17 protein-coding genes are annotated in these 19,217 nt (G+C 43.2%); 9 read left to right on the forward strand and 8 right to left on the reverse strand.

The window, feature by feature from the left end; translation table 11 throughout:
• Positions 1–5 precede the first annotated feature (5 nt).
• Positions 6–446 carry an arginine repressor gene (gene argR / locus PW220_RS09945; RefSeq protein WP_105125098.1) on the reverse strand — a complete coding sequence of 147 codons (441 nt, stop codon included), beginning with the start codon at positions 444–446 and terminating at the stop codon, positions 6–8.
• Between the two features lie 106 nt (positions 447–552).
• Here argR and argS point away from each other — a divergent pair, with 106 nt between their 5' ends.
• Together argS and PW220_RS09955 are read left to right on the forward strand one after the other, a co-directional pair.
• A complete protein-coding gene (gene argS, locus PW220_RS09950) occupies positions 553–2,241 on the forward strand; it encodes an arginine--tRNA ligase (protein WP_172097858.1) in 1,689 nt (562 codons plus the stop codon).
• 138 nt (positions 2,242–2,379) lie between these two features.
• Positions 2,380–4,170: an SH3 domain-containing protein gene (locus PW220_RS09955; protein ID WP_248055806.1), complete on the forward strand. Its 1,791-nt coding sequence runs from the start codon at positions 2,380–2,382 to the stop codon at positions 4,168–4,170.
• A gap of 49 nt (positions 4,171–4,219) precedes the next feature.
• Here the strand turns inward: PW220_RS09955 and PW220_RS09960 are convergent, their stop codons facing one another.
• Complete coding sequence (locus tag PW220_RS09960) at positions 4,220–4,741, reverse strand: ABC transporter permease (protein WP_248055808.1); 522 nt, start codon at positions 4,739–4,741, stop codon at positions 4,220–4,222.
• 128 nt (positions 4,742–4,869) lie between these two features.
• On the opposite strand from PW220_RS09960, the gene PW220_RS09965 reads away from it, so the two are divergent.
• On the forward strand, positions 4,870–5,064 hold the full coding sequence (locus PW220_RS09965; RefSeq protein ID WP_172101165.1) for a hypothetical protein: 195 nt from the start codon (positions 4,870–4,872) through the stop codon (positions 5,062–5,064).
• Between the two features lie 147 nt (positions 5,065–5,211).
• Here PW220_RS09965 and malQ read toward each other — a convergent pair whose 3' ends face one another.
• On the reverse strand, positions 5,212–6,750 hold the full coding sequence (malQ, locus tag PW220_RS09970) for a 4-alpha-glucanotransferase (RefSeq protein WP_248055810.1): 1,539 nt from the start codon (positions 6,748–6,750) through the stop codon (positions 5,212–5,214).
• Positions 6,751–7,064: 314 nt separating this feature from the next.
• Between malQ and PW220_RS09975 the strand changes: the two genes are divergently transcribed.
• The 6 genes from PW220_RS09975 to pulA all read left to right on the forward strand — a co-directional run bounded on the left by PW220_RS09975 (position 7,065) and on the right by pulA (position 14,461).
• Complete coding sequence (locus PW220_RS09975) at positions 7,065–8,321, forward strand: extracellular solute-binding protein (RefSeq protein WP_248055812.1); 1,257 nt, start codon at positions 7,065–7,067, stop codon at positions 8,319–8,321.
• A 99-nt stretch (positions 8,322–8,420) separates the two neighbouring features.
• Positions 8,421–9,710, forward strand: coding sequence for a carbohydrate ABC transporter permease (locus PW220_RS09980; protein ID WP_105118823.1), 1,290 nt, complete (start codon positions 8,421–8,423; stop codon positions 9,708–9,710).
• 1 nt (position 9,711) lies between these two features.
• Positions 9,712–10,551: a sugar ABC transporter permease gene (locus tag PW220_RS09985; protein WP_105118824.1), complete on the forward strand. Its 840-nt coding sequence runs from the start codon at positions 9,712–9,714 to the stop codon at positions 10,549–10,551.
• Between the two features lie 59 nt (positions 10,552–10,610).
• Entirely contained in the window at positions 10,611–11,393 is a 783-nt protein-coding gene (locus tag PW220_RS09990) for a DUF1189 family protein (protein ID WP_316716434.1), read from the forward strand.
• 9 nt (positions 11,394–11,402) lie between these two features.
• Positions 11,403–12,386 carry a LacI family DNA-binding transcriptional regulator gene (locus PW220_RS09995; RefSeq protein ID WP_105118826.1) on the forward strand — a complete coding sequence of 328 codons (984 nt, stop codon included), beginning with the start codon at positions 11,403–11,405 and terminating at the stop codon, positions 12,384–12,386.
• A gap of 23 nt (positions 12,387–12,409) precedes the next feature.
• On the forward strand, positions 12,410–14,461 hold the full coding sequence (pulA, locus tag PW220_RS10000) for a type I pullulanase (protein ID WP_248055815.1): 2,052 nt from the start codon (positions 12,410–12,412) through the stop codon (positions 14,459–14,461).
• A 152-nt stretch (positions 14,462–14,613) separates the two neighbouring features.
• Here the strand turns inward: pulA and nrdI are convergent, their stop codons facing one another.
• The 5 genes from nrdI to PW220_RS10025 form a co-directional block, all read right to left on the reverse strand.
• A complete protein-coding gene (nrdI, locus tag PW220_RS10005; protein WP_248055818.1) occupies positions 14,614–15,066 on the reverse strand; it encodes a class Ib ribonucleoside-diphosphate reductase assembly flavoprotein NrdI in 453 nt (150 codons plus the stop codon).
• A gap of 1 nt (position 15,067) precedes the next feature.
• Positions 15,068–16,006 (reverse strand): YitT family protein, encoded by a 939-nt coding sequence (locus PW220_RS10010; RefSeq protein WP_398582928.1) that lies wholly within the window; start codon positions 16,004–16,006, stop codon positions 15,068–15,070.
• Positions 15,993–17,744, reverse strand: a complete 1,752-nt coding sequence (gene aspS / locus PW220_RS10015) for an aspartate--tRNA ligase (RefSeq protein WP_248055821.1) — start codon at positions 17,742–17,744, stop codon at positions 15,993–15,995. Before aspS ends, PW220_RS10010 begins: the two co-directional genes overlap by 14 nt.
• Positions 17,745–17,839: 95 nt before the next feature.
• Entirely contained in the window at positions 17,840–18,292 is a 453-nt protein-coding gene (locus PW220_RS10020) for a GNAT family N-acetyltransferase (RefSeq protein WP_248055822.1), read from the reverse strand.
• Positions 18,293–18,301: 9 nt separating this feature from the next.
• On the reverse strand, positions 18,302–19,213 hold the full coding sequence (locus PW220_RS10025; protein ID WP_248055823.1) for an aldo/keto reductase: 912 nt from the start codon (positions 19,211–19,213) through the stop codon (positions 18,302–18,304).
• Positions 19,214–19,217: the final 4 nt, after the last annotated feature.

Raw genomic sequence — 19,217 nt, forward strand, 5'->3', positions numbered from 1 at the left:
CAATTCTACTCCAAATAATGATTGATCTCAGCTTCGACCTGCTGGGCTGCCTCTTCATCACGACAGATAACCAACAGAGTATCTGCACCAGCCAAGGTTCCCAAAATAGACGACGGCTTCTCTGCGTCAATAATATTAGCCATCAAGGCCGCTTCACCCAAGTCAGAATGAAGAACCAAAATAAAACTCGCCCGCTCAACCTTATAAGCATATTGTGCCAATAATTCAACGAAATTCACTCCCTCTTCTTCAATCGCTAAAGAATAGAAGGAACGACCATTCTCATGAATTTTGATGACACCCAATTCACGCAAATCACGGGACAAGGTTGTCTGAGTTACAATAATCCCCTGACTCTCAAGCCTTTTCTGAATATCCGTTTGGCGTCCAATCTTCTCTTGATGAATCATGTTTTTTATCAATTCATGTCGCCCTGCTTTATTCATCATCTTACCTCAGAATGTATATTTATAAAAATATTATAACACTTTTCACCGCTATTGACCTAGAAATGTGATAAAATAGAATCAATAACGTTGGAGGAAATCCTATATGAATCAAAAACAAGTGATTGCAGAAAGACTAGCTGCCATCCTTCCGAGTTTGGAAGTAGAAGCTATCTACAATCTGCTAGAAAAACCGAAATCATCAGAAATGGGTGACATCGCCTTCCCTGCCTTCTCACTTGCCAAAGTAGAACGAAAGGCTCCACAGGCTATCGCCACAGACATCGTTGAAAAACTAGACACTACTGGCTTTGAGAAGGTTGTAGCTACCGGTCCTTACGTCAACTTCTTCTTGGACAAGGCTGCTATCTCCCACCAAGTCTTGACAGATGTTATTACTGAAAAAGACCAATACGGTAAACTCAACATCGGTCAAGGACGCAATGTAACCATCGACATGTCTAGCCCAAACATTGCTAAACCATTCTCAGTTGGACATTTGCGTTCAACCGTTATCGGCGATGCCCTTGCCAACATCCACGAAAAACTAGGCTACAAGCCAATCCGTATCAACCACTTGGGTGACTGGGGCAAACAATTTGGTATGTTGATTGTTGCCTACAAACTCTGGGGTGACAAGGCTGCGGTCGAAGCTGACCCAATCTCAGAACTTCTTAAACTCTATGTCCGTATCAATGCTGAGGCAGAAGAAAAACCTGAGTTGGACGACGAAGCACGCCAATGGTTCAAAAAATTGGAAGACGGCGACCCAGAAGCGCACGAATTGTGGCAATGGTTCCGTGATGAGAGCTTGGTCGAATTTAACCGCATCTACGACAAACTTGATGTAACATTCGACAGCTATAACGGCGAAGCCTTCTACAACGATAAGATGGACGAAGGTATCCAAATCTTAGAAGAAAAAGGACTTCTTCAAGAGTCTAAAGGTGCCAAAATCGTTGACCTTGAAAGCTACAATCTTCCACCAGCCCTTATCATGAAGACAGATGGCGCTACCCTCTACATCACGCGCGATATGGCAACAGCTATGTACCGCAAGCGCACCTATGACTTCGTGAAAAGCATCTATGTCGTTGGTCAGGAGCAAATCAACCACTTCAAGCAGCTCAAGGCTGTCTTGAAAGAAATGGATTTCGACTGGAGCGACGATATGACCCATATCACCTTCGGTCTGGTTACCAAGGACAAGAAAAAGCTCTCTACTCGTAAAGGAAACATCATCCTGCTCGAACCAACACTTGACGAAGCTATTTCACGCGCCCTTACTCAAATCGAAGCTAAAAACCCTGACCTTGAAAACAAGGAAGAAGTGGCACACGCAGTTGGTGTCGGCGCTGTGAAGTTCTACGACCTCAAAACCGACCGTGACAACGGCTACGACTTCGACTTGGAAGCTATGGTTTCCTTCGAGGGTGAAACAGGTCCTTATGTCCAATACGCATACGCCCGCATCCAGTCTATCTTGCGCAAGGCAAACTTTGTACCAAACGCAGAAAATGACTACAAACTAGCTGACGCAGAAAGCTGGGAAATCATCAAGCACATCCAAAACTTCTCAAATCTTGTTGAACGTGCCGGAGACAAATTTGACCCATCACTTATTGCCAAATACGCTATCAACCTAGCTCAAGCCTTCAACAAATACTACGCTCACACGCGCATCTTGGATGAAAGCCCAGAGCGTGACAGCCGCTTGGCACTTGCCTACGCAACTGGTGTCGTCCTAAAAGAAGCCCTTCGTCTTCTTGGTGTAAAAGCTCCAGAGAAAATGTAATAACATTCTATCCTCAATCTTATTGGTTGAGGATTTTTTATCATCAGCGACAAAAAAATTCTCAAAAATTATCAGACAAGTGCGAATAGATGTAGCGAGGGGGAATAACCCCTACAAAAAATCATCAAAGGAGTCTGAATGACAAAAACATCTCTTACAGCAAACCAACCACGCTTTTCTATCCGCACTTATTCTCTCGGTGCCGCTTCTGTCCTACTAGCCTATGCCTGTCTAGCAGCTGGACCAGTAGCCCATGCCAACACGGGCACAAACACCAATACAAGTACAAACTTAAGAACCGTCCAGACCTCGACAAGTAGTTCTACAGGACAGGAAATACCTACGCAAATCACTCAGCCAACTACCCCACAAACAGGAACTGAGCAAACAACCACAAGCACTACAACTAGCCCAAACAACTCTGGCCAAACCGACCAAACTTCTCAGGAAAAGATTGAAACAGGAACAAGCACTTCATACAGTCAACAAACACAGCTGACCATTCCCGAAACTAATCAAGCTAAGACAACAAGTTCCCAAACAAGTTCCCCACAAACAACACCTACAACTAGGGACAACCAGACATCGACTGTCCCTGCAAGCAGTAGCCATCCCCAGACAAGTACGCCATCAACAAGTAGCTCTGCCATTTCCCCAAAAACAAACACCCAAACACAAACCAACACCACCAGAACTCGACCGACTACCCAAACTCGTACTGCCAGCACACGTTCTAGCTCCACCAGTGCCTTGGGGGATGATTATCCTTATACAGCGGTTGACGCTATTGACCCCTGGAGGCTCTACACCCGTCAATGTACTTCTTTTGTAGCCTTTCGCCTCAGTAAAGTCAACGGTTTTGAAATCCCACCAGCTTACGGTAATGCAGATGTCTGGGGATACCGAGCGCAGCGTGAAGGTTACCGCGTGGATATGAACCCTGCCGTGGGAGCAGTAGCTTGGTGGACCTCCCCTATGCATGTTGCCTGGGTATCTAGCATCCAAGGGGACATGGTAGAAATCGAAGAATACAACTACAGTCCTCGCTTCACTTACAGTAGACGACTGATTCATAAAAACTCTGTCAGTGGCTACATTCACTTCAAGGATCTAGCTAGCTCCCCTGTCAGTCAAACTAGCACTGCACCTACTCAGGCAGCTGGCTTAGCAAACAGCGGTGTCTATACCTTCACCCAACAAGCGCCAATTAAAAACGAAGCCAAACAATCTAGCACAACCCTAGATTACTATTATGCCGGTGAAAGCGTACGCTACGACCGGGTTCTAACAGCTGATGGCTACCAGTGGATTAGCTACCTCAGCTATAGTGGTCAAAGACGCTACATTCCTATCAAGCAGGTAGAAGCAAGTCCTGCACCACAGCAGCCTATTGGATCAACTCCTACCAAACCTCAGGGAACTATCCAGGTTACAAATATCAATCAAGCAGAAGGTAGTTTTGAGGTTCTTATAACAGGAGCTAAATCACCCAAAGAAATTACAGCTGTATCTGTACCTGTTTGGTCAGATCAAGGAGGACAAGATGATCTCATCTGGTATCCTGCTCAACGACAAAGTGATGGCAGCTACAAGGTGAAGGTCCTAGCTAGCAAGCATAAAAATGACAGCGGAAAATACCACATCCACGTCTATTTCACAGATGCTGCAAATCAGATTGATTTTATAGGAAGCACAACAACCCAGCTTTCTACTACGGCTGCAAATACAAATTCCCTACCATCGTCTGGAACCTATACCTTTAAATCCCGACTAGCCATTCGAAACAGTCCGAGTCTCTCTTCCCCTGTCTTATTCCACTATGGTATTGGACAAAGTGTCCGCTATGACCGGGTTGTCACAGCCGAAGGCCGTCAATGGATTAGCTATGTCAGCTATTCCGGAGCTCGTCGCTACATTGCTATCCCATAAAACAAAAGAAACTGCAGGGTCCATGTGAACCATGCAGTTTTTTGGATGATTAAATATCGGTAGAATTGATAGCTGTACTTGGCTGTTCCTTTGGCTTACGCAGATGGAAGAAAATGGTCACACCAAAGTAAATGGCAAATAGGACAATGTTGAGGATGTAAGCCCATAGCATACCTGCTGCTGTCACATCACGCAAGCCTGCATCTGAGTAGAGGTTGGCAATCCCTTTACTTGCTAGGTAGTTATAGGTATTCAGCAACAAGGTCGAAAAGAGATAGCCGATGTAAAGATAGGAAGCCAGCTCATTTTTCTTCATGAATAGGAAAACAATGACCGCAATCAATAGACCAAACATGACTAGGGCTGCAATCTTTTGAATGATACTATTCTGAAGATTGGCTGTTTCGCGCGAAACAAGAATTAACTCTTCCACATCAATCCCAACAGCTCCCTGCGTGTATGTGCGAAGTTGCTCCTCGTTAAAAGTCGAAACAAAGGCACTGAACAGCCTTAAAATACTAGCAATACTGGATAGTATCACAAAAATATACAGATGAATTGGTCTTTTCATATAAGCACCTCCTAATTTTAGTCTTATTCTACTCCAAAAAACATGCTTTGTCAATGTGATTTTGTGAACAAGTTGAAAAATATATATTAAAATGCTATAATAAAGTAAAGTAGTAAGGAGGAGAAGCGATGAAACATTTTAGAAAAAACTACTGGCTTTACTGGTATCTCTACCTAATCTTCTATCTATTTGCAAAAATGATTTTCCCTGACCTCACTAATATTTTGGCTGCTATCGGTTTTTGGAGCCTTGTTGCCGCCCTGCTCCACACCATCTACTACTGGATTAGCTACTGGCTCTATGTCCGTAAACAGAAGAAATAAGAACAATCTCCTCTAAGTTAGACCTAGAGGAGATGATTTTTATTTAGAGGCAAGATTTTGAAAAAGTTGAAAAGACAAATCAATAATGGCGACTATCTAATCATCAATCTCTATACCCATCACCAACCTTTACAAAAAACCACCAGCCTAGACTGATGGTTCTGTCATTTCTTCTTTTTTAGCCTTGACAATGGCGTTCTCACGGCGGTAGGTCACTGTCAAATCAAGCAAGTCCGCCTCAATGGCAGGGGTGAGCTGGTCGGCAGTCATCCGCCAAGTCCAGTTGCCACCAAGGGTATTTGGCAGGTTCATACGAGCTGACCCATCCAAGCCGAGCAAGTCCTGCATGGTAGCCACAGCCATAAAGGCAGGTGAGCCGAAAAGCAAACGGAACATTGCATGGCTAACCCTTTCATCCTCACGGCGATTGCTGTACTTGTCTAAGAATTCCTTGCCCTCGTCAGACAGTTCACTCTCATACCAACCCAGAATGGTATCATTATCATGGGTACCAGTATAGGCTACGACATTGTTGCGGTGATTGTGTGGCATCTCAATGCTGTCACCCTCAGGGTCAAAGGCAAACTGCAAGACTTTCATACCTGGGAAACCAGTCTTTTCACGCAATTGAATAACCTTATCTGTCACTGTTCCCAAATCTTCCGCGATGATATTCAGGTCACCCAAGTGGTACTTGATGGTTTCAAAGAGTTCGAAACCTGGTGCTTCCACACGGTAGCCATTGACCGCCGTTTCTTCCCCTGCTGGAATTTCCCAGAAAGAAGCAAAGCCGATAAAGTGGTCAATCCGCACCATGTCATAAATCTTGAAGGACTCACGCAAACGAGCCACCCACCAAGTAAATCCATCCTGCTTCATAGCTTCCCAGTCATAAATTGGATTGCCCCAGAGCTGACCGATTTCTGAAAAAGCATCTGGTGGACAGCCGGCAACCACACTAGGCTTGCCTTCTTCGTCTGTCTTGAAGAAGTGGGGATTGGCCCACATATCCGCAGAATCAGCCGCGATATAAATCGGCATATCCCCAACAAACTCAACACCTTTGGCATTGGCGTAAGCCTTCAAAGCATGCCACTGACTGAAGAATAAATACTGGGTGATACGGTGGTAATCCATCTGCTCCGCCAAGAGCTGACGGTAATACTCTAATGTATCATGATAGCGCAGGCGAGCTCCTTGATCCTCCCAATCAATCCAGGGCTTATTATCAAAATGCTCTTTGATAGCCATGTACTCTGCAAAAGTGTGCAACCAAAAACCATTTTCCTCAGCAAAAGACCAGTAATCCTCTGGCAAGCCTTCTGCCTTTATCGCCCTCACAGCCTTCTCTAAGACAGGACGTCGACCATAAAAGACCTTGGCATAATCCACTTCTGTATCCTTGTCGCCAAAGTCAATCCCAGCTAGATCTTCCTCGGTCAACCAGCCCTTTTCAATCAGAAAATCAAAGTCGATAAAATGAGTATTGCCCGCAAAGGCAGAGAAAGACTGGTAAGGCGAGTCACCATAACTGGTCGTTCCCAAAGGCAAAATCTGCCAGTAACGTTGCTTGGTTCTTTCTAAAAAATCAACAAAGTCATAGGCAGCCTGTCCCATAGAACCAATGCCGTATTTTCCAGGTAAAGATGAAATGTGCATAAGCACTCCACTTTGGCGTTCTTTCATAAAATCTTCTCCATATCTTTCTAGATAATCATAAATAAGATGCAAACGATTGCTTTTTATCATTATATAATGAAAACGGTAACAAATCAAGCTTTTTCACAATTATATCAGTCAATTTCAGCAATTTTTTCATGTTTCTACATTATATAACAAAAATTTATCCAACATTTTATATTGACCTAAAAAATTTTTTAAATTTTTTTATAAAAACGCTTGCAAACGGATTCATAATGGTGTATAATGAATTCAACTTAGGAAAACGTTTGCGTTAGCAAGCGTTTCACAATAAACCATTTATTCTTGGAGGGAAGAATATGAAACACAAACTTCTTAAGAGCGTTGCTCTTCTAGCTGCATCTACTGCTGTATTGGCTGCTTGCTCAAACTCATCATCAACTTCAAGCTCTTCTGCTGAAGCTGGTCAAGAGTTGACTATTTACGTTGATGGTCAGTACGAAGCATACATCAACGAAGCAAAAGCTGCCTTTGAAAAAGAAAATGAAGGCGTGACTGTTACCGTTAAAACTGGTGACGCTCTTACAGGTTTGGACAACTTGTCACTTGATAACCAATCAGGTTCAGCTCCAGACGTTATGATGGCACCATACGACCGCGTAGGTAGCCTTGGTTCTGAAGGTCAACTTTCAGAAGTGAAACTCGCTGAAACAAGCAAGACAGATGAAACGACTGAAACCTTGGTTACTTCTGGTGGTAAAGTCTACGGTTCACCTGCTGTTATCGAAACATTGGTTGCTTACTACAACAAAGACCTTGTTTCTGCAGCACCAAAAACTTTTGCTGAATTGGAAGAGTTGGCTAAAGATAGCAAGTACGCATTTGCTGGTGAAGAAGGTAAAACTTCAGCCTTCCTAGCTGACTGGACAAACTTCTACTATGCATACGGACTTCTTTCTGGTTACGGTGGTTATGTATTCGGTGAAAATGGTACAAATCCAAAAGACATCGGTCTTGCTAACGACGGTGCTATCAAGGCTATCGAATACGCTAAAACTTGGTATGAAAAATGGCCTCAAGGTCTTCAAGATGCATCTGCTGCTGGTAACTTGATTCAAACTCAATTTACTGAAGGCAAAACAGCTGTTATCATCGATGGTCCATGGAAAGCTTCTGCTTTGAAAGATGCAGGTGTCAACTACGGCGTAGCTACTATCCCTACACTTGCTGACGGCAAAGCATACTCAGCATTCGGTGGTGGTAAGGCTTGGGTTATCCCTGCAGGTTCTAAGAACCCAGACTTGGCACAAAAATTTGTTGACCACTTGACTTCAACTGAACAACAAAAAGCATTCTACGATGCTACAAACGAAGTTCCAGCTAACACTGAAGCACGTGAATATGCAGTCAGCAAGAACGATGAATTGACAACTGCGGTTATCAACCAGTTTGCTTCTGCTCAACCAATGCCAAACATCTCAGAAATGAGCACAGTTTGGGAACCAGCTGCTAACATGCTCTTCGAAGCTGTAAGTGGTAAAAAAGATCCTAAGACTGCTGCTACTGACGCTGTGAAATTGATTGAAGATACAATCGCTCAAAAATATGGCAACTAGTCATTTTTAAGTCAGACTGGGATTTCCTCCCAGTCTACTTTGTTACTACCAACCGAAATATATATTGATATTTAGGACTGACCTAAAGGAGATTACACTATGAAACAAAATCCAAGTAAGGCACTCCTCTTGTCCCTACTTCCTGGTCTAGGGCAAATCTACAACAAGCAAAAAGCAAAAGGCTATATCTTCCTTGGCGTAACACTAGCTTTCCTAGTCTACTTCATTGCAATAGCAGGTGGAGAAATTGGAAACTTGATTACCCTTGGTAGCCAACGTGGTCGTGACAACTCCCTCTTCATGTTGATCCGTGGTTCCTTCCACCTCATCATTACCGTTGTCTATCTTGCTTTCTACGCCTTAAACTTAAAGGATGCCAAAGATACTGCTCAACGTTGGAATAACGGTTATCCTGTACCGACAACTTTAAATGAAATGGTTAAAGGTGTGTATGAAAATGGTTTCCCTTATCTCTTGATAATTCCTTCATATATTGCTATGACCTTTGCCATAATTTTCCCGGTTGTGGTGACTCTCTTCATCGCCTTTACCAACTACGATTTCCAACATTTACCTCCTGGTGCCCTTCTAGATTGGATTGGCTTTACTAACTTTACAAATATCTGGAAACTCAGCACCTTCCGTGCAGCCTTTGGTTCTGTCTTAGGCTGGACAATCATCTGGGCCTTGGCTGCCTCAACTGCACAGATTGTTATCGGTATCCTGACAGCCATCATTGCCAACCAGCCATTTATCAAGGGAAAACGCATCTTCGGTGTTATCTTCTTGCTCCCATGGGCTGTTCCAGCCTTCGTGACTATCTTGACTTTTAGTAACATGTTCAACGATAGTGTCGGTGCCATTAACACACAAGTATTGCCATTCCTAAGCAAATTCTTGCCATTTATTGACAACTTCCTTATTCCATGGAAAACAGATCCATTCTGGACTAAGGTTGCCCTTATCATGATGCAGGCTTGGCTTGGTTTCCCTTATATCTATGTCTTGACCTTGGGTATTTTGCAATCTATTCCAAACGATTTATACGAGGCTGCCTACATTGATGGGGCAAGTGCCATTCAAAAATTCCGTAGCATTACCTTGCCAATGATCTTGGCAGTGGCTGCTCCTACTCTGATTAGTCAGTACACCTTCAACTTCAACAACTTCTCTATCATCTACCTCTTCAACAACGGTGGACCTGGTAGCGTCGGTGGGGGTGCTGGTTCGACTGACATCTTGATTTCATGGATTTATAAATTGACAACAGGTACTGCTCCTCAGTATTCAATGGCAGCTGCGGTTACCTTGATTATCTCTATGATTGTCATCAGTATCTCTATGATTGCCTTCAAGAAATTAAACGCCTTTGAAATGGAGGATGTATAAGATGAAAGTATCTGTGAAAACTAGACGCATACTCAATCAGACTTTTACCTATCTCTATCTGATTGCCTTGTCTATCATCATTATCTACCCTCTATTGATTACCATCATGACAGCCTTTAAATCAGGCAACGTGGTAGCTTTCAAGCTGGAACCAATCCAGTTTACTCTGGACAATTTCAAAGGACTATTTAGCGAAACTCTCTACGGTACCTGGTACCTCAACACGCTCATTATCGCAATCTTGACAATGCTTATCCAAACCAGTATAGTGGTATTAGCTGGTTATGCTTATAGCCGTTATAACTTCATCGCTCGTAAACAGAGTTTGGTCTTCTTCTTGATTATTCAAATGGTGCCAACAATGGCTGCCCTTACAGCCTTCTTCGTTATGGCCCTCATGCTCAATGCCCTCAACCAAAGCTGGTTCCTCATCTTCCTTTATGTTGGTGGTGGTATCCCAATGAATGCATGGCTCATGAAAGGTTATTTCGATACAGTGCCAATTTCTCTCGATGAATCTGCAAAACTAGACGGTGCTGGTCACTTCAGACGTTTCTGGCAAATCGTTCTTCCACTTGTTCGTCCAATGATTGCTGTACAGGCACTCTGGGCCTTCATGGGACCTTTTGGAGATTACATCCTATCCAAATTCTTGCTTCGTGAAAAAGAATTTTATACTGTGGCAGTCGGTCTTCAAACCTTCATCTCTGATGTGAAAAACTTGAAGATTGCCTACTTCGCGGCAGGTGCTATCCTCATCGCCCTTCCAATCAGTATCTTATTCTTCTTCCTACAAAAGAACTTTGTATCTGGTTTAACAAGTGGTGGTGACAAGGGGTAACCCTGTCCCACCTTTTCCCTTTTTAGACAGAGCCAAAATTTTTATGAAAGGTACAAGACATGATTACCTACCCATTCTCTTATTTTTCCAGTATTTTTTCTCCTAGAAAAATGTTTGCCAATCGCGGATGGATGAAAGTCTGGCAAGGTCTATTTACTACGCTCTTTTTAGTGTCCCTCCTTGTCATTCCCAGCTCTCTTCAAACTGTCAGCTTGGAAACCTATCCGCTGGAAAACTTTGTAGAAGGAGTGTATCAACCGCTCAATGAGGATGTCATGAATGACCTTAGCCAACATGTAGCTATTGAAAATGGACAATTCACCTATACAGGAAATAGTAGCTGGGAGCAGGTTACCTTTGGTGAAACAGTTCCTACAAGCTCTGATTTCTCCTACCAATTTGGCCAACAAATTCTGACCATTCGAAAAGGGCAGGATGTCTTAGCCCAGCTCAGCTACGATGGACTGACAAATGCTGATTTTTCAAGTAGGGAAAGATTGACCACCGCCCTTTCAAAGAATTGGTACCAAGCCAATCGGGCAATAGTTGGTCTGAGCATTACCTTGGTATCGACCATGATTTTGGCCACCAATCTCCTCTTTATTCTACTGGGTGCAAGTGGCTTTCTCTACCTGACTAAAAAATCCCGTTTCTTCCATTTTCATACCTTTAAAGAATGTTTCAATTTCTCCCTGCATTGCTTGGGACTACCAACCATTTTAGCCTGCTTGATTGGGATTTTTGGGCAGCCTGTTACAACTGTTTTGACTGTTCAAAATATCCTCTTTGTGATAGTATTGATTTGGGTATTTTTCAAAACCAAATTCAGAGATGAGATTTAGGAGGTTCCTATGCGTGCTACCATTAAAGACGTCGCTAAGTTAGCAGGTGTTTCACCTTCTACCGTTACCCGCGTCATTCAGAACAGCTCTGCTATTAGTCAAAAAACCAAAGACCTAGTTAGAAAGGCAATGGCGGACCTCAACTACCACCCCAATCTCAATGCTCGTAGTCTGGTTTCTAGCTACACACAGGTGATTGGCTTGGTACTTCCTGAAGATTCTGATGTCTTCTATCAAAACCCTTTCTTCCCGACAGCCCTGCGTGGCATTTCACAGGTGGCTGCTGACCACAATTATGCGATCCAGATTTCTACGGGAAAAAATGAAGAACAGCGATTGGAAGCTATTTCTCAGATGGTCTACGGAAAACGGGTTGATGGTTTAATTTTCCTTTATTCCAAGCCAGATGACCCACTGGTCCAGCTAGCCATTCAGCATAAGTTTCCCTTCCTCATTCTCGGTAAGGCAGATTCTCCATTTATCTCCTTAGTCGATAATGACAATATCCAGGCTGGATTTGAAGCGACCAATTACTTTATCAATAAGGGCTACAAGAATATTGCCTTTGTCGCTGGTAACAAGGAATTAGTTGTTTCTCAAGACCGTTATTCAGGCTATAAAAATGCCCTCAAATCTCATAATATCCCTCTTGACGAAAACAAGGTCAAGTTTGTTTCAGGCTTCCTATTGGAAGACAGTTCTTACAAGATTTCCAAAAAATTACTCAAACAAGAGATTGATGCTATCGTCACAACCGATACTATGGTGGCAGAAGGGATTGTCAAGTACCTCAACGAAGTCGGTACAAAACTCCCTATCATCTCCTTTGACTCTGTCAAACCAAAATTAGATATTGAAGCCTATGTTGATGTCCACGCTATCAAACTGGGACGCGTGGCCTTCAATACCCTGCACCAAATCATCAGCGACAATAAGGAAGACAAGCAGGTCTGCTACCGCCGCGTCATTCCACATACCATTACTGAACTTTAACTTAGAAAGGAGCCGTTCGGCTCATGGCATTACGACAATTTCAAGCATTTCTAGATGATGTAGCTACTATTCGCTTGGTTATGGAAAAACGATTTGATACCGAGCACATGAGTTTTTCCCTCGAGTCCGACGATGCCACATCTCAACTTTTCATTCATTCCTGTCTAGAGGTAGAAAACCTGGTTCTCTACTATCTGACCAGCCTACACGCCTTAAATTTGGACAAGGACTATTGTATTTATGACCAAGATCGCAACAAAACGGAGTTAGGCTATGGTCATATTGTCCGCTCTGCTATTTTCGAACAAAACTATACCTATGATGGCAGTGATTTGGGGGCAACTTATAGCCCTCAGTCCACAAGTTTCAAACTCTGGGCACCTATCTCCAAACAGGTATTTTTAGTCCTTGAAGGGACACCATATGCCATGACAAGGGGTTCAAAAGGTGTCTGGCAGGTCACAGTAGAGGGTGACTTGGACAGTCAAAGCTACCACTATCTCCACAAAGTCAATGGCGAGTGGATTGCTGTTCACGACCCCTACGCCCTTTCATCCAAGGCAAACTCTGGCGATAGCTATGTCATCAACCCAAATAAACTTCATAAGGTTCGTCGCGCCAAGACCCAACGACCGATTTCTCAAGCTATTGTCTATGAAATGAGTGTCCGCGATTTCTCTTGGCAGACAGAAGCTGGATTCAAACACCGTAGTCAATTCCTCGGTCTGACCGAATCACCTGTCTTGGACGGTATGAAACTGGGAATGGACTATATCAAAAATCTGGGCGTTACCCATATTCAACTTCTTCCTGTTTATGATTTTGGAAGTGTAGATGAAAATAAACCCCAAGCTGTTTATAACTGGGGTTACGACCCTATGCAGTACAACCTGCCAGAAGGCTCCTTCTCCAGCCTACCAAATGACCCCTATGCTCGTATTTTAGAACTCCAGGAAACCATTCAAGCCTATCACGATGCCGATATTTCAGTCAATATGGACGTTGTTTACAACCATGTTTATCATGCAGAGAAATACGCATTCGAGCTAATTGTCCCTGGTTATTTCTACCGTTACAACGAGCATGGTATGCGGACGGATGGTACTTTCTGTGGCAACGATGTCGCTAGCGAACGCAGCATGGTCCGCAACTACATCAAGCAATCCCTCCGCCAATGGACCAGTATCTATGGTTTTGATGGCTTCCGTTTCGACTTGATGGGGATTTTGGACAGCCAAACCATCAACCAAATCCAGGAGGAATTGTCAGCCATTCATCCAAATATCTATCTCTATGGCGAAGGTTGGAAGATGGCAACTGGTCTAGACTATGAAAAACTAGCCCACCAGTACAATGCAGACCAGCTTCCAGAAGTGAGTTTCTTCAACGATGACTATCGTGATACCTTTAAGAAACTCTTGCTCAACCCTACCCGTCTAGTTGACAAACAACTACACGAAAAAGTGCAGCATCTCCTGACTGGCAGCCGCTACAGCCACTTCATCACACCGCAACAGTCACTTAACTACATCGAGTGTCATGATAATGCAACGGCCTTTGATTACTTCCATATTGAACATCCAGATTGGACACCTCAGCAACAAAAACGAGCTGCAAGCTTTGGGCTACAATTGGTCCTCATTTCTCAAGGAATGGCCTTTATTCATAGCGGACAAGAATTCTTCCGTACCAAAGATGAGATTGATAATACTTACAATATTCCTGATAGAATCAATCGCCTAGACTGGACACGGGCTGTTCAATATAAAGAACACATCGAGTTTATCCAAGAATTGATTGCCTTCCGTAAAAACAATCCAATTCTCAGCCAAAACAGCTATGAAACCATTCAAGAAACCTGTGATTTCTACTGGCTAACCGAATACGTCCTCCGCTATCAAGTCACAAATGGCGATAAAACTATCCAGTTCATTATCAACTTTGCGGACAGCGATTTTGTTTTCGAAAACGAAAAAGAGCAAACCGTTCGTTTCAACTTCCCACCTGTTGACGATAATAAAGCCCAGCAAATCACCCTTGCTGGACAAAGTATTTGTATTTTGGAAGATAAATAGGACCTAAGACGGATGTTCGCGAAAGAAATATAGGCTATACTATAGTCACTCCTAAATATTTTTCATAAATCTCCTTAGAACTCATCAGTCATGCTGGTGAGTTTTTTGTGTCACAAAGAAAACAACCCAGCATAAAGCTGAGTTGAAACTCTTCACATCATTTCCATTATCTTCCGACCAATACGTTCAATGTCATTCTGCATACCACGCAATTCAAAGGTATCAATAACAGGGAACCCAAAACGCTCAGAATACTGCTTGGCAGTCAGACAATACTGGTTGTTGAAATTTCGATTGCCTGAACCAACAACACCCAGACAGAGCTCTGCATTATTCTCAAAAGCAATAAAATCACCTAAAGGATTGGTCAAAATCTCCACATCTCCATTATCCACTCCATTTCCACCTTCTAAATAAGTTGGTAGAAAAGCCACAAAAGGCGCGTCGAGTTGATAAAAAGGAATATCCTGCTTGACCAAATCTTTGACATGAACCAGTTCAAGGTCCCAATCTGTCTGAAATTGGAAAAATGACTTCAAACGTTTTACAAAACTTTCCGTATTGCCACTCAAACTGATATATACCAGGTAGATTTTTTTCTTCATCCTACTCACTCTCCACAAAATGCCCAATAATATTGACATTGTCCGCGACAGATACAAAAGCTCTTGGGTCTGCTTTTTTCATAATTTGCTTAAATTCACTAAACTCCGCACGAGTGATAATGGTAATCAAAACAGTCTTTTGCTCATGATTGTAGGCACCCTCCGCACCATTGATGATAGTCACACCACGATTGAGTTTCTTGTGAATTTGTTTAATAACTCGGTCTGGCTGATTGGTAATAATCATGGCCTGCATTCGCTTCTGCTTGACAAAAATAGCATCTGTCATCCGACTAGAGATGAAAAGTGCCACCATGGAATACAGGGCATACTTCCAGCCAAATGTCATCCCCGCTATCAGCATAATCATAATATTGACAATCAGAGAAATGGAACCAACTTGCCGTCCCGTCTTTTGCCGAATGATGATGGAAACAATATCAGTTCCACCACTAGATACATTATTCCTAAGTGCAAAGCCAATCCCTGTACCGAGCATAAGCCCACCGAAAATCGCATTGACCAGAGGATCAGTTGTCAGTGTGACCGGAGGCATAAACTGAATAAACAAGGAGCTAAGAGATACAGTGATAAAGGTAAAAATAGTAAATTTGTAGCCAATTTTATACCAGGCTATGACGAGCAAGGGAATATTGAGGGCATAATATACCGCAGCGATTGGTATATCCCAACCCGCATAAGAAGCAGCTAAGGCAGAAACTATCTGAGCTATACCAGTCACTCCCGATGAATAGACATTCCCTGGTCTAAAGAAAAAATTGACCGCAATACTAGATAGGAGCCCATAAATAATGGACCCCGATATCCGTTCTGCATATTTTTCTCGAGAAATCCCCGAAATAACTGACCAAAACTTATTCTTTCTGGCCTTTCTTAAGAAAAGAACACGCTGTTTTCTGAAAAATTTATTCATTTTCAAGTGTAATATCTAAAGCTAATTCCTCTAATTGAGCTGATGCAACCGTACTTGGTGCCTGTGTCATCGGATCAGATGCCTTGTTATTCTTCGGAAAGGCAATCACTTCACGGATATTGTCCTCACCTGCCAAGAGCATGACAAAACGGTCCAAACCGATAGCCAATCCACCATGTGGTGGGAAACCATAGTCCATAGCTTCTAGCAAGAAACCAAACTGCTCATGGGCATCCTCTGCAGAGAAGCCAAGTGCCTTGAACATCCGTTCTTGCATGTCTTTTTGGTTGATACGAAGGCTACCGCCGCCCAACTCATAACCATTCAAGACAATATCATAGGCAACTGCACGTACCTGCGCCAAATCACCATCCAAATGATGAGCTGTTTCTTCCGTTGGCAAGGTGAATGGATGGTGGGCACTCATGTAGCGTCCTTCTTCTTCTGACCACTCAAACATTGGCCAGTCCACAATCCAAAGGAAGTTGAACTTACTTTCGTCAATCAAGCCCTGTTCCTTAGCTAAGCGATTACGCAAGGCTCCCAAGGTATTATTAGCCACTTCCAATTCATCTGCCACAAAGAGAACTAAGTCCTTGTCTTCCAGTTGTAAACTTGCTGTCAAGTCAGCTGTAATGTCTGTCAAGAATTTAGCAACTGGACCAGCTAATTCTCCCTGGTCAACCTTGACCCAAGCTAATCCCTTGGCACCAAATTGCTTGGCGTACTCTGTTAATTTATCAATGTCCTTACGAGAGTAGCTGTCCGCCGCACCTTTGACCACAATAGCCTTTACAACAGGTGCTTCTGAGAAGACCTTGAAGTCAACTTCCTTGACAGTAGATGTCAAGTCTTGCAAGAGCATGTCAAAACGAGTATCTGGCTTGTCTGAACCATAGAAGTTCATAGCATGGTCATAGGACATACGTGGGAATGGCAAGGTCACGTCGATCCCTTTGGTATCTTTCAAGACCTTAGCAATCAAGCCTTCTACGATGTCTTGGATTTCAACTTCATTCAAGAATGAAGTTTCCAAGTCAACCTGTGTAAACTCAGGTTGACGGTCCCCACGCAAATCTTCGTCACGGAAACACTTAACGATTTGGTAATAACGGTCAAAACCAGCATTCATCAATAGCTGCTTAGTAATCTGTGGGCTTTGTGGAAGGGCATAGAAGTGACCTTTTGACACACGAGAAGGTACCAAGTAGTCACGCGCACCTTCTGGCGTTGACTTGGTCAACATTGGCGTTTCCACATCGATAAATTCAAGCTCGTCTAGGTAGTTACGAATGCTGTGGGTTACAGCTGCACGCAATTTAAAGTTGTTAATCATTTCTGGACGACGAAGATCCAAATAGCGATAGCGCAAACGTGTATCGTCACTGGCTTCAATACCATCCTTGATTTCGAATGGAGTAGTCTTGGCAGTGTTCAACACTGTCAAGCTGGTTACTTGCAGTTCAACAGCTCCTGTTGGGAGGTTGTCGTTTGCTTGTTCACGCTCCACAACCATTCCCGTCACTTCTATAACAAATTCACTGCGGAGGCTTTCAGCAGTTGCCATAAGGTCTTGGTCTACAAGTTCTGGATTGATGACCAATTGCATAATACCTTCGCGGTCACGCAAATCAATGAAAATCAAGCCACCCAAGTCACGACGGCGGCCAACCCAACCTTTCAAAGTAATTTCCTGTCCGACATGTTCCTTACGAACACGTCCAGCATACATAGAACGTTTCATTTTCTTCCTCTTTTACTGATTTTATACCTATTCATTCTACCATAAAATAGCTGATTTTTGGGAGAAATTGCCGAGAAAAAATCGAAAAACCAGCCCTAGTTGACTGGTTTGCTGTATAGCATATCCAAATGCGGAATATCATCCTCCAAATATACTTCAGAAACTGGCTTAAAGCCAAGCAATTGATAGAATTTTTCTAAATAAGCTTGGGCACCGATTTTAATCTGATTTTCTTTCCATTCATTTGTGATGTAATGGATAGCTTGCTCCATCATTGGCCGACCCAAGCCTTTACCACGATGACTTGGCTTGATGACCACACGACCGATGGAAACTTCATCATAGCTCAGACCAGCCGGTAAAATTCTCAAGTATGCAACCAACTCCCCGTTGTCTGTGCCTAAAAGATGAAGACAGTTTGGATCCTTTCCATCAACTTCAGGATAAGGACAGGCTTGTTCCACGACAAACACGTCGGTCCGAAGTGTCAAGATAGTGTAAAGTTCCTGTAAACTAAGTTGGTCAAATGCTTTAATTTCCCACTTCATACATTCCTCCTAAGGCAGAATGTTTCCTGCACTTCTGTAAATCTCGTACCATTCTTGTCTAGTCAAGGTAATCTGGCTAGCTTGAGCAATCTTGGTCAGGCGATCTGAATTCATAGAACCTACAATGGTTTGAATTTTCGCTGGATGGCGCAAAATCCAAGCTACGACAATGGTTTCATGTGAAACATGGTAGCGCTCTGCTATTTCCCCAATGGTCTGATTTAAAAGAGCATAGTCAGGATGGTTGGCGAAAATACCTCGTTGCAAATCAATCAAGAATGGGGACCAGGCCTGAATGGTGATTTTTTTGAGCTGGCAATAATCAATCAAACCTCCGTCCCGCATGGTCGCAGCATCGTCTTTCATGTTGACATGGAGCCCTGCATCAATCAAAGGAGTATGAGCTGGCGAAAGTTGGAGCTGATTTACCGCTAGGGGCTGGTCCAGATAGGACTGGAGTAACTCCATTTGGTAGATGTTCTGGTTGCTGACACCGGAATGTCGCACCTTACCAGCCTGCTTCAAGAGATAAAAGGCTTCTGCCACTTCCTCTGCTTCCATGAGGGCATCTGGACGGTGGAGGGCCAAAACATCAAGATATTCTGTATCCAGGCGCTTGAGAATACCATCCACTGTCTCCAAGATGTAGTCTTTAGAAAAATCAAAATACCCCTTACGAATACCGCATTTTGATTGGAGGAAAATATCCTCTCGCTTCAGTCCTGCCAATTTTGCACCCTGGGCAAAACGAATTTCAGATTCTCCCTGACCATAAATATCCGCATGATCGAAAAAGTTAATTCCTTGTTCAAGGACTGTTTTCAAGACCTGGGCTGTTTCCTTCTCGCTCAAACTTGCCATTCGCATACAACCTAGACCAATTCGTGAAACTTCTAATCCTGTTTGTCCTAATTTTTGCATAAGT

The sequence above is a fragment of the Streptococcus sp. 29892 genome (assembly GCF_032594935.1).
GTDB classification, from domain to species: Bacteria; Bacillota; Bacilli; order Lactobacillales; family Streptococcaceae; genus Streptococcus; species Streptococcus hyiners.

Excerpts from the sequence above, each read along its gene's own strand:
- argR (WP_105125098.1), bottom strand. The coding sequence starts at position 446 with ATGAATAAAGCAGGGCGACATGAATTGATAAAAAACATGATTCATCAA.
- argS (WP_172097858.1), top strand. The coding sequence starts at position 553 with ATGAATCAAAAACAAGTGATTGCAGAAAGACTAGCTGCCATCCTTCCG.
- PW220_RS09955 (WP_248055806.1), top strand. The coding sequence starts at position 2,380 with ATGACAAAAACATCTCTTACAGCAAACCAACCACGCTTTTCTATCCGC.
- PW220_RS09960 (WP_248055808.1), bottom strand. The coding sequence starts at position 4,741 with ATGAAAAGACCAATTCATCTGTATATTTTTGTGATACTATCCAGTATT.
- PW220_RS09965 (WP_172101165.1), top strand. The coding sequence starts at position 4,870 with ATGAAACATTTTAGAAAAAACTACTGGCTTTACTGGTATCTCTACCTA.
- malQ (WP_248055810.1), bottom strand. The coding sequence starts at position 6,750 with ATGAAAGAACGCCAAAGTGGAGTGCTTATGCACATTTCATCTTTACCT.
- PW220_RS09975 (WP_248055812.1), top strand. The coding sequence starts at position 7,065 with ATGAAACACAAACTTCTTAAGAGCGTTGCTCTTCTAGCTGCATCTACT.
- PW220_RS09980 (WP_105118823.1), top strand. The coding sequence starts at position 8,421 with ATGAAACAAAATCCAAGTAAGGCACTCCTCTTGTCCCTACTTCCTGGT.
- PW220_RS09985 (WP_105118824.1), top strand. The coding sequence starts at position 9,712 with ATGAAAGTATCTGTGAAAACTAGACGCATACTCAATCAGACTTTTACC.
- PW220_RS09990 (WP_316716434.1), top strand. The coding sequence starts at position 10,611 with ATGATTACCTACCCATTCTCTTATTTTTCCAGTATTTTTTCTCCTAGA.
- PW220_RS09995 (WP_105118826.1), top strand. The coding sequence starts at position 11,403 with ATGCGTGCTACCATTAAAGACGTCGCTAAGTTAGCAGGTGTTTCACCT.
- pulA (WP_248055815.1), top strand. The coding sequence starts at position 12,410 with ATGGCATTACGACAATTTCAAGCATTTCTAGATGATGTAGCTACTATT.
- nrdI (WP_248055818.1), bottom strand. The coding sequence starts at position 15,066 with ATGAAGAAAAAAATCTACCTGGTATATATCAGTTTGAGTGGCAATACG.
- aspS (WP_248055821.1), bottom strand. The coding sequence starts at position 17,744 with ATGAAACGTTCTATGTATGCTGGACGTGTTCGTAAGGAACATGTCGGA.
- PW220_RS10020 (WP_248055822.1), bottom strand. The coding sequence starts at position 18,292 with ATGAAGTGGGAAATTAAAGCATTTGACCAACTTAGTTTACAGGAACTT.
- PW220_RS10025 (WP_248055823.1), bottom strand. The coding sequence starts at position 19,213 with ATGCAAAAATTAGGACAAACAGGATTAGAAGTTTCACGAATTGGTCTA.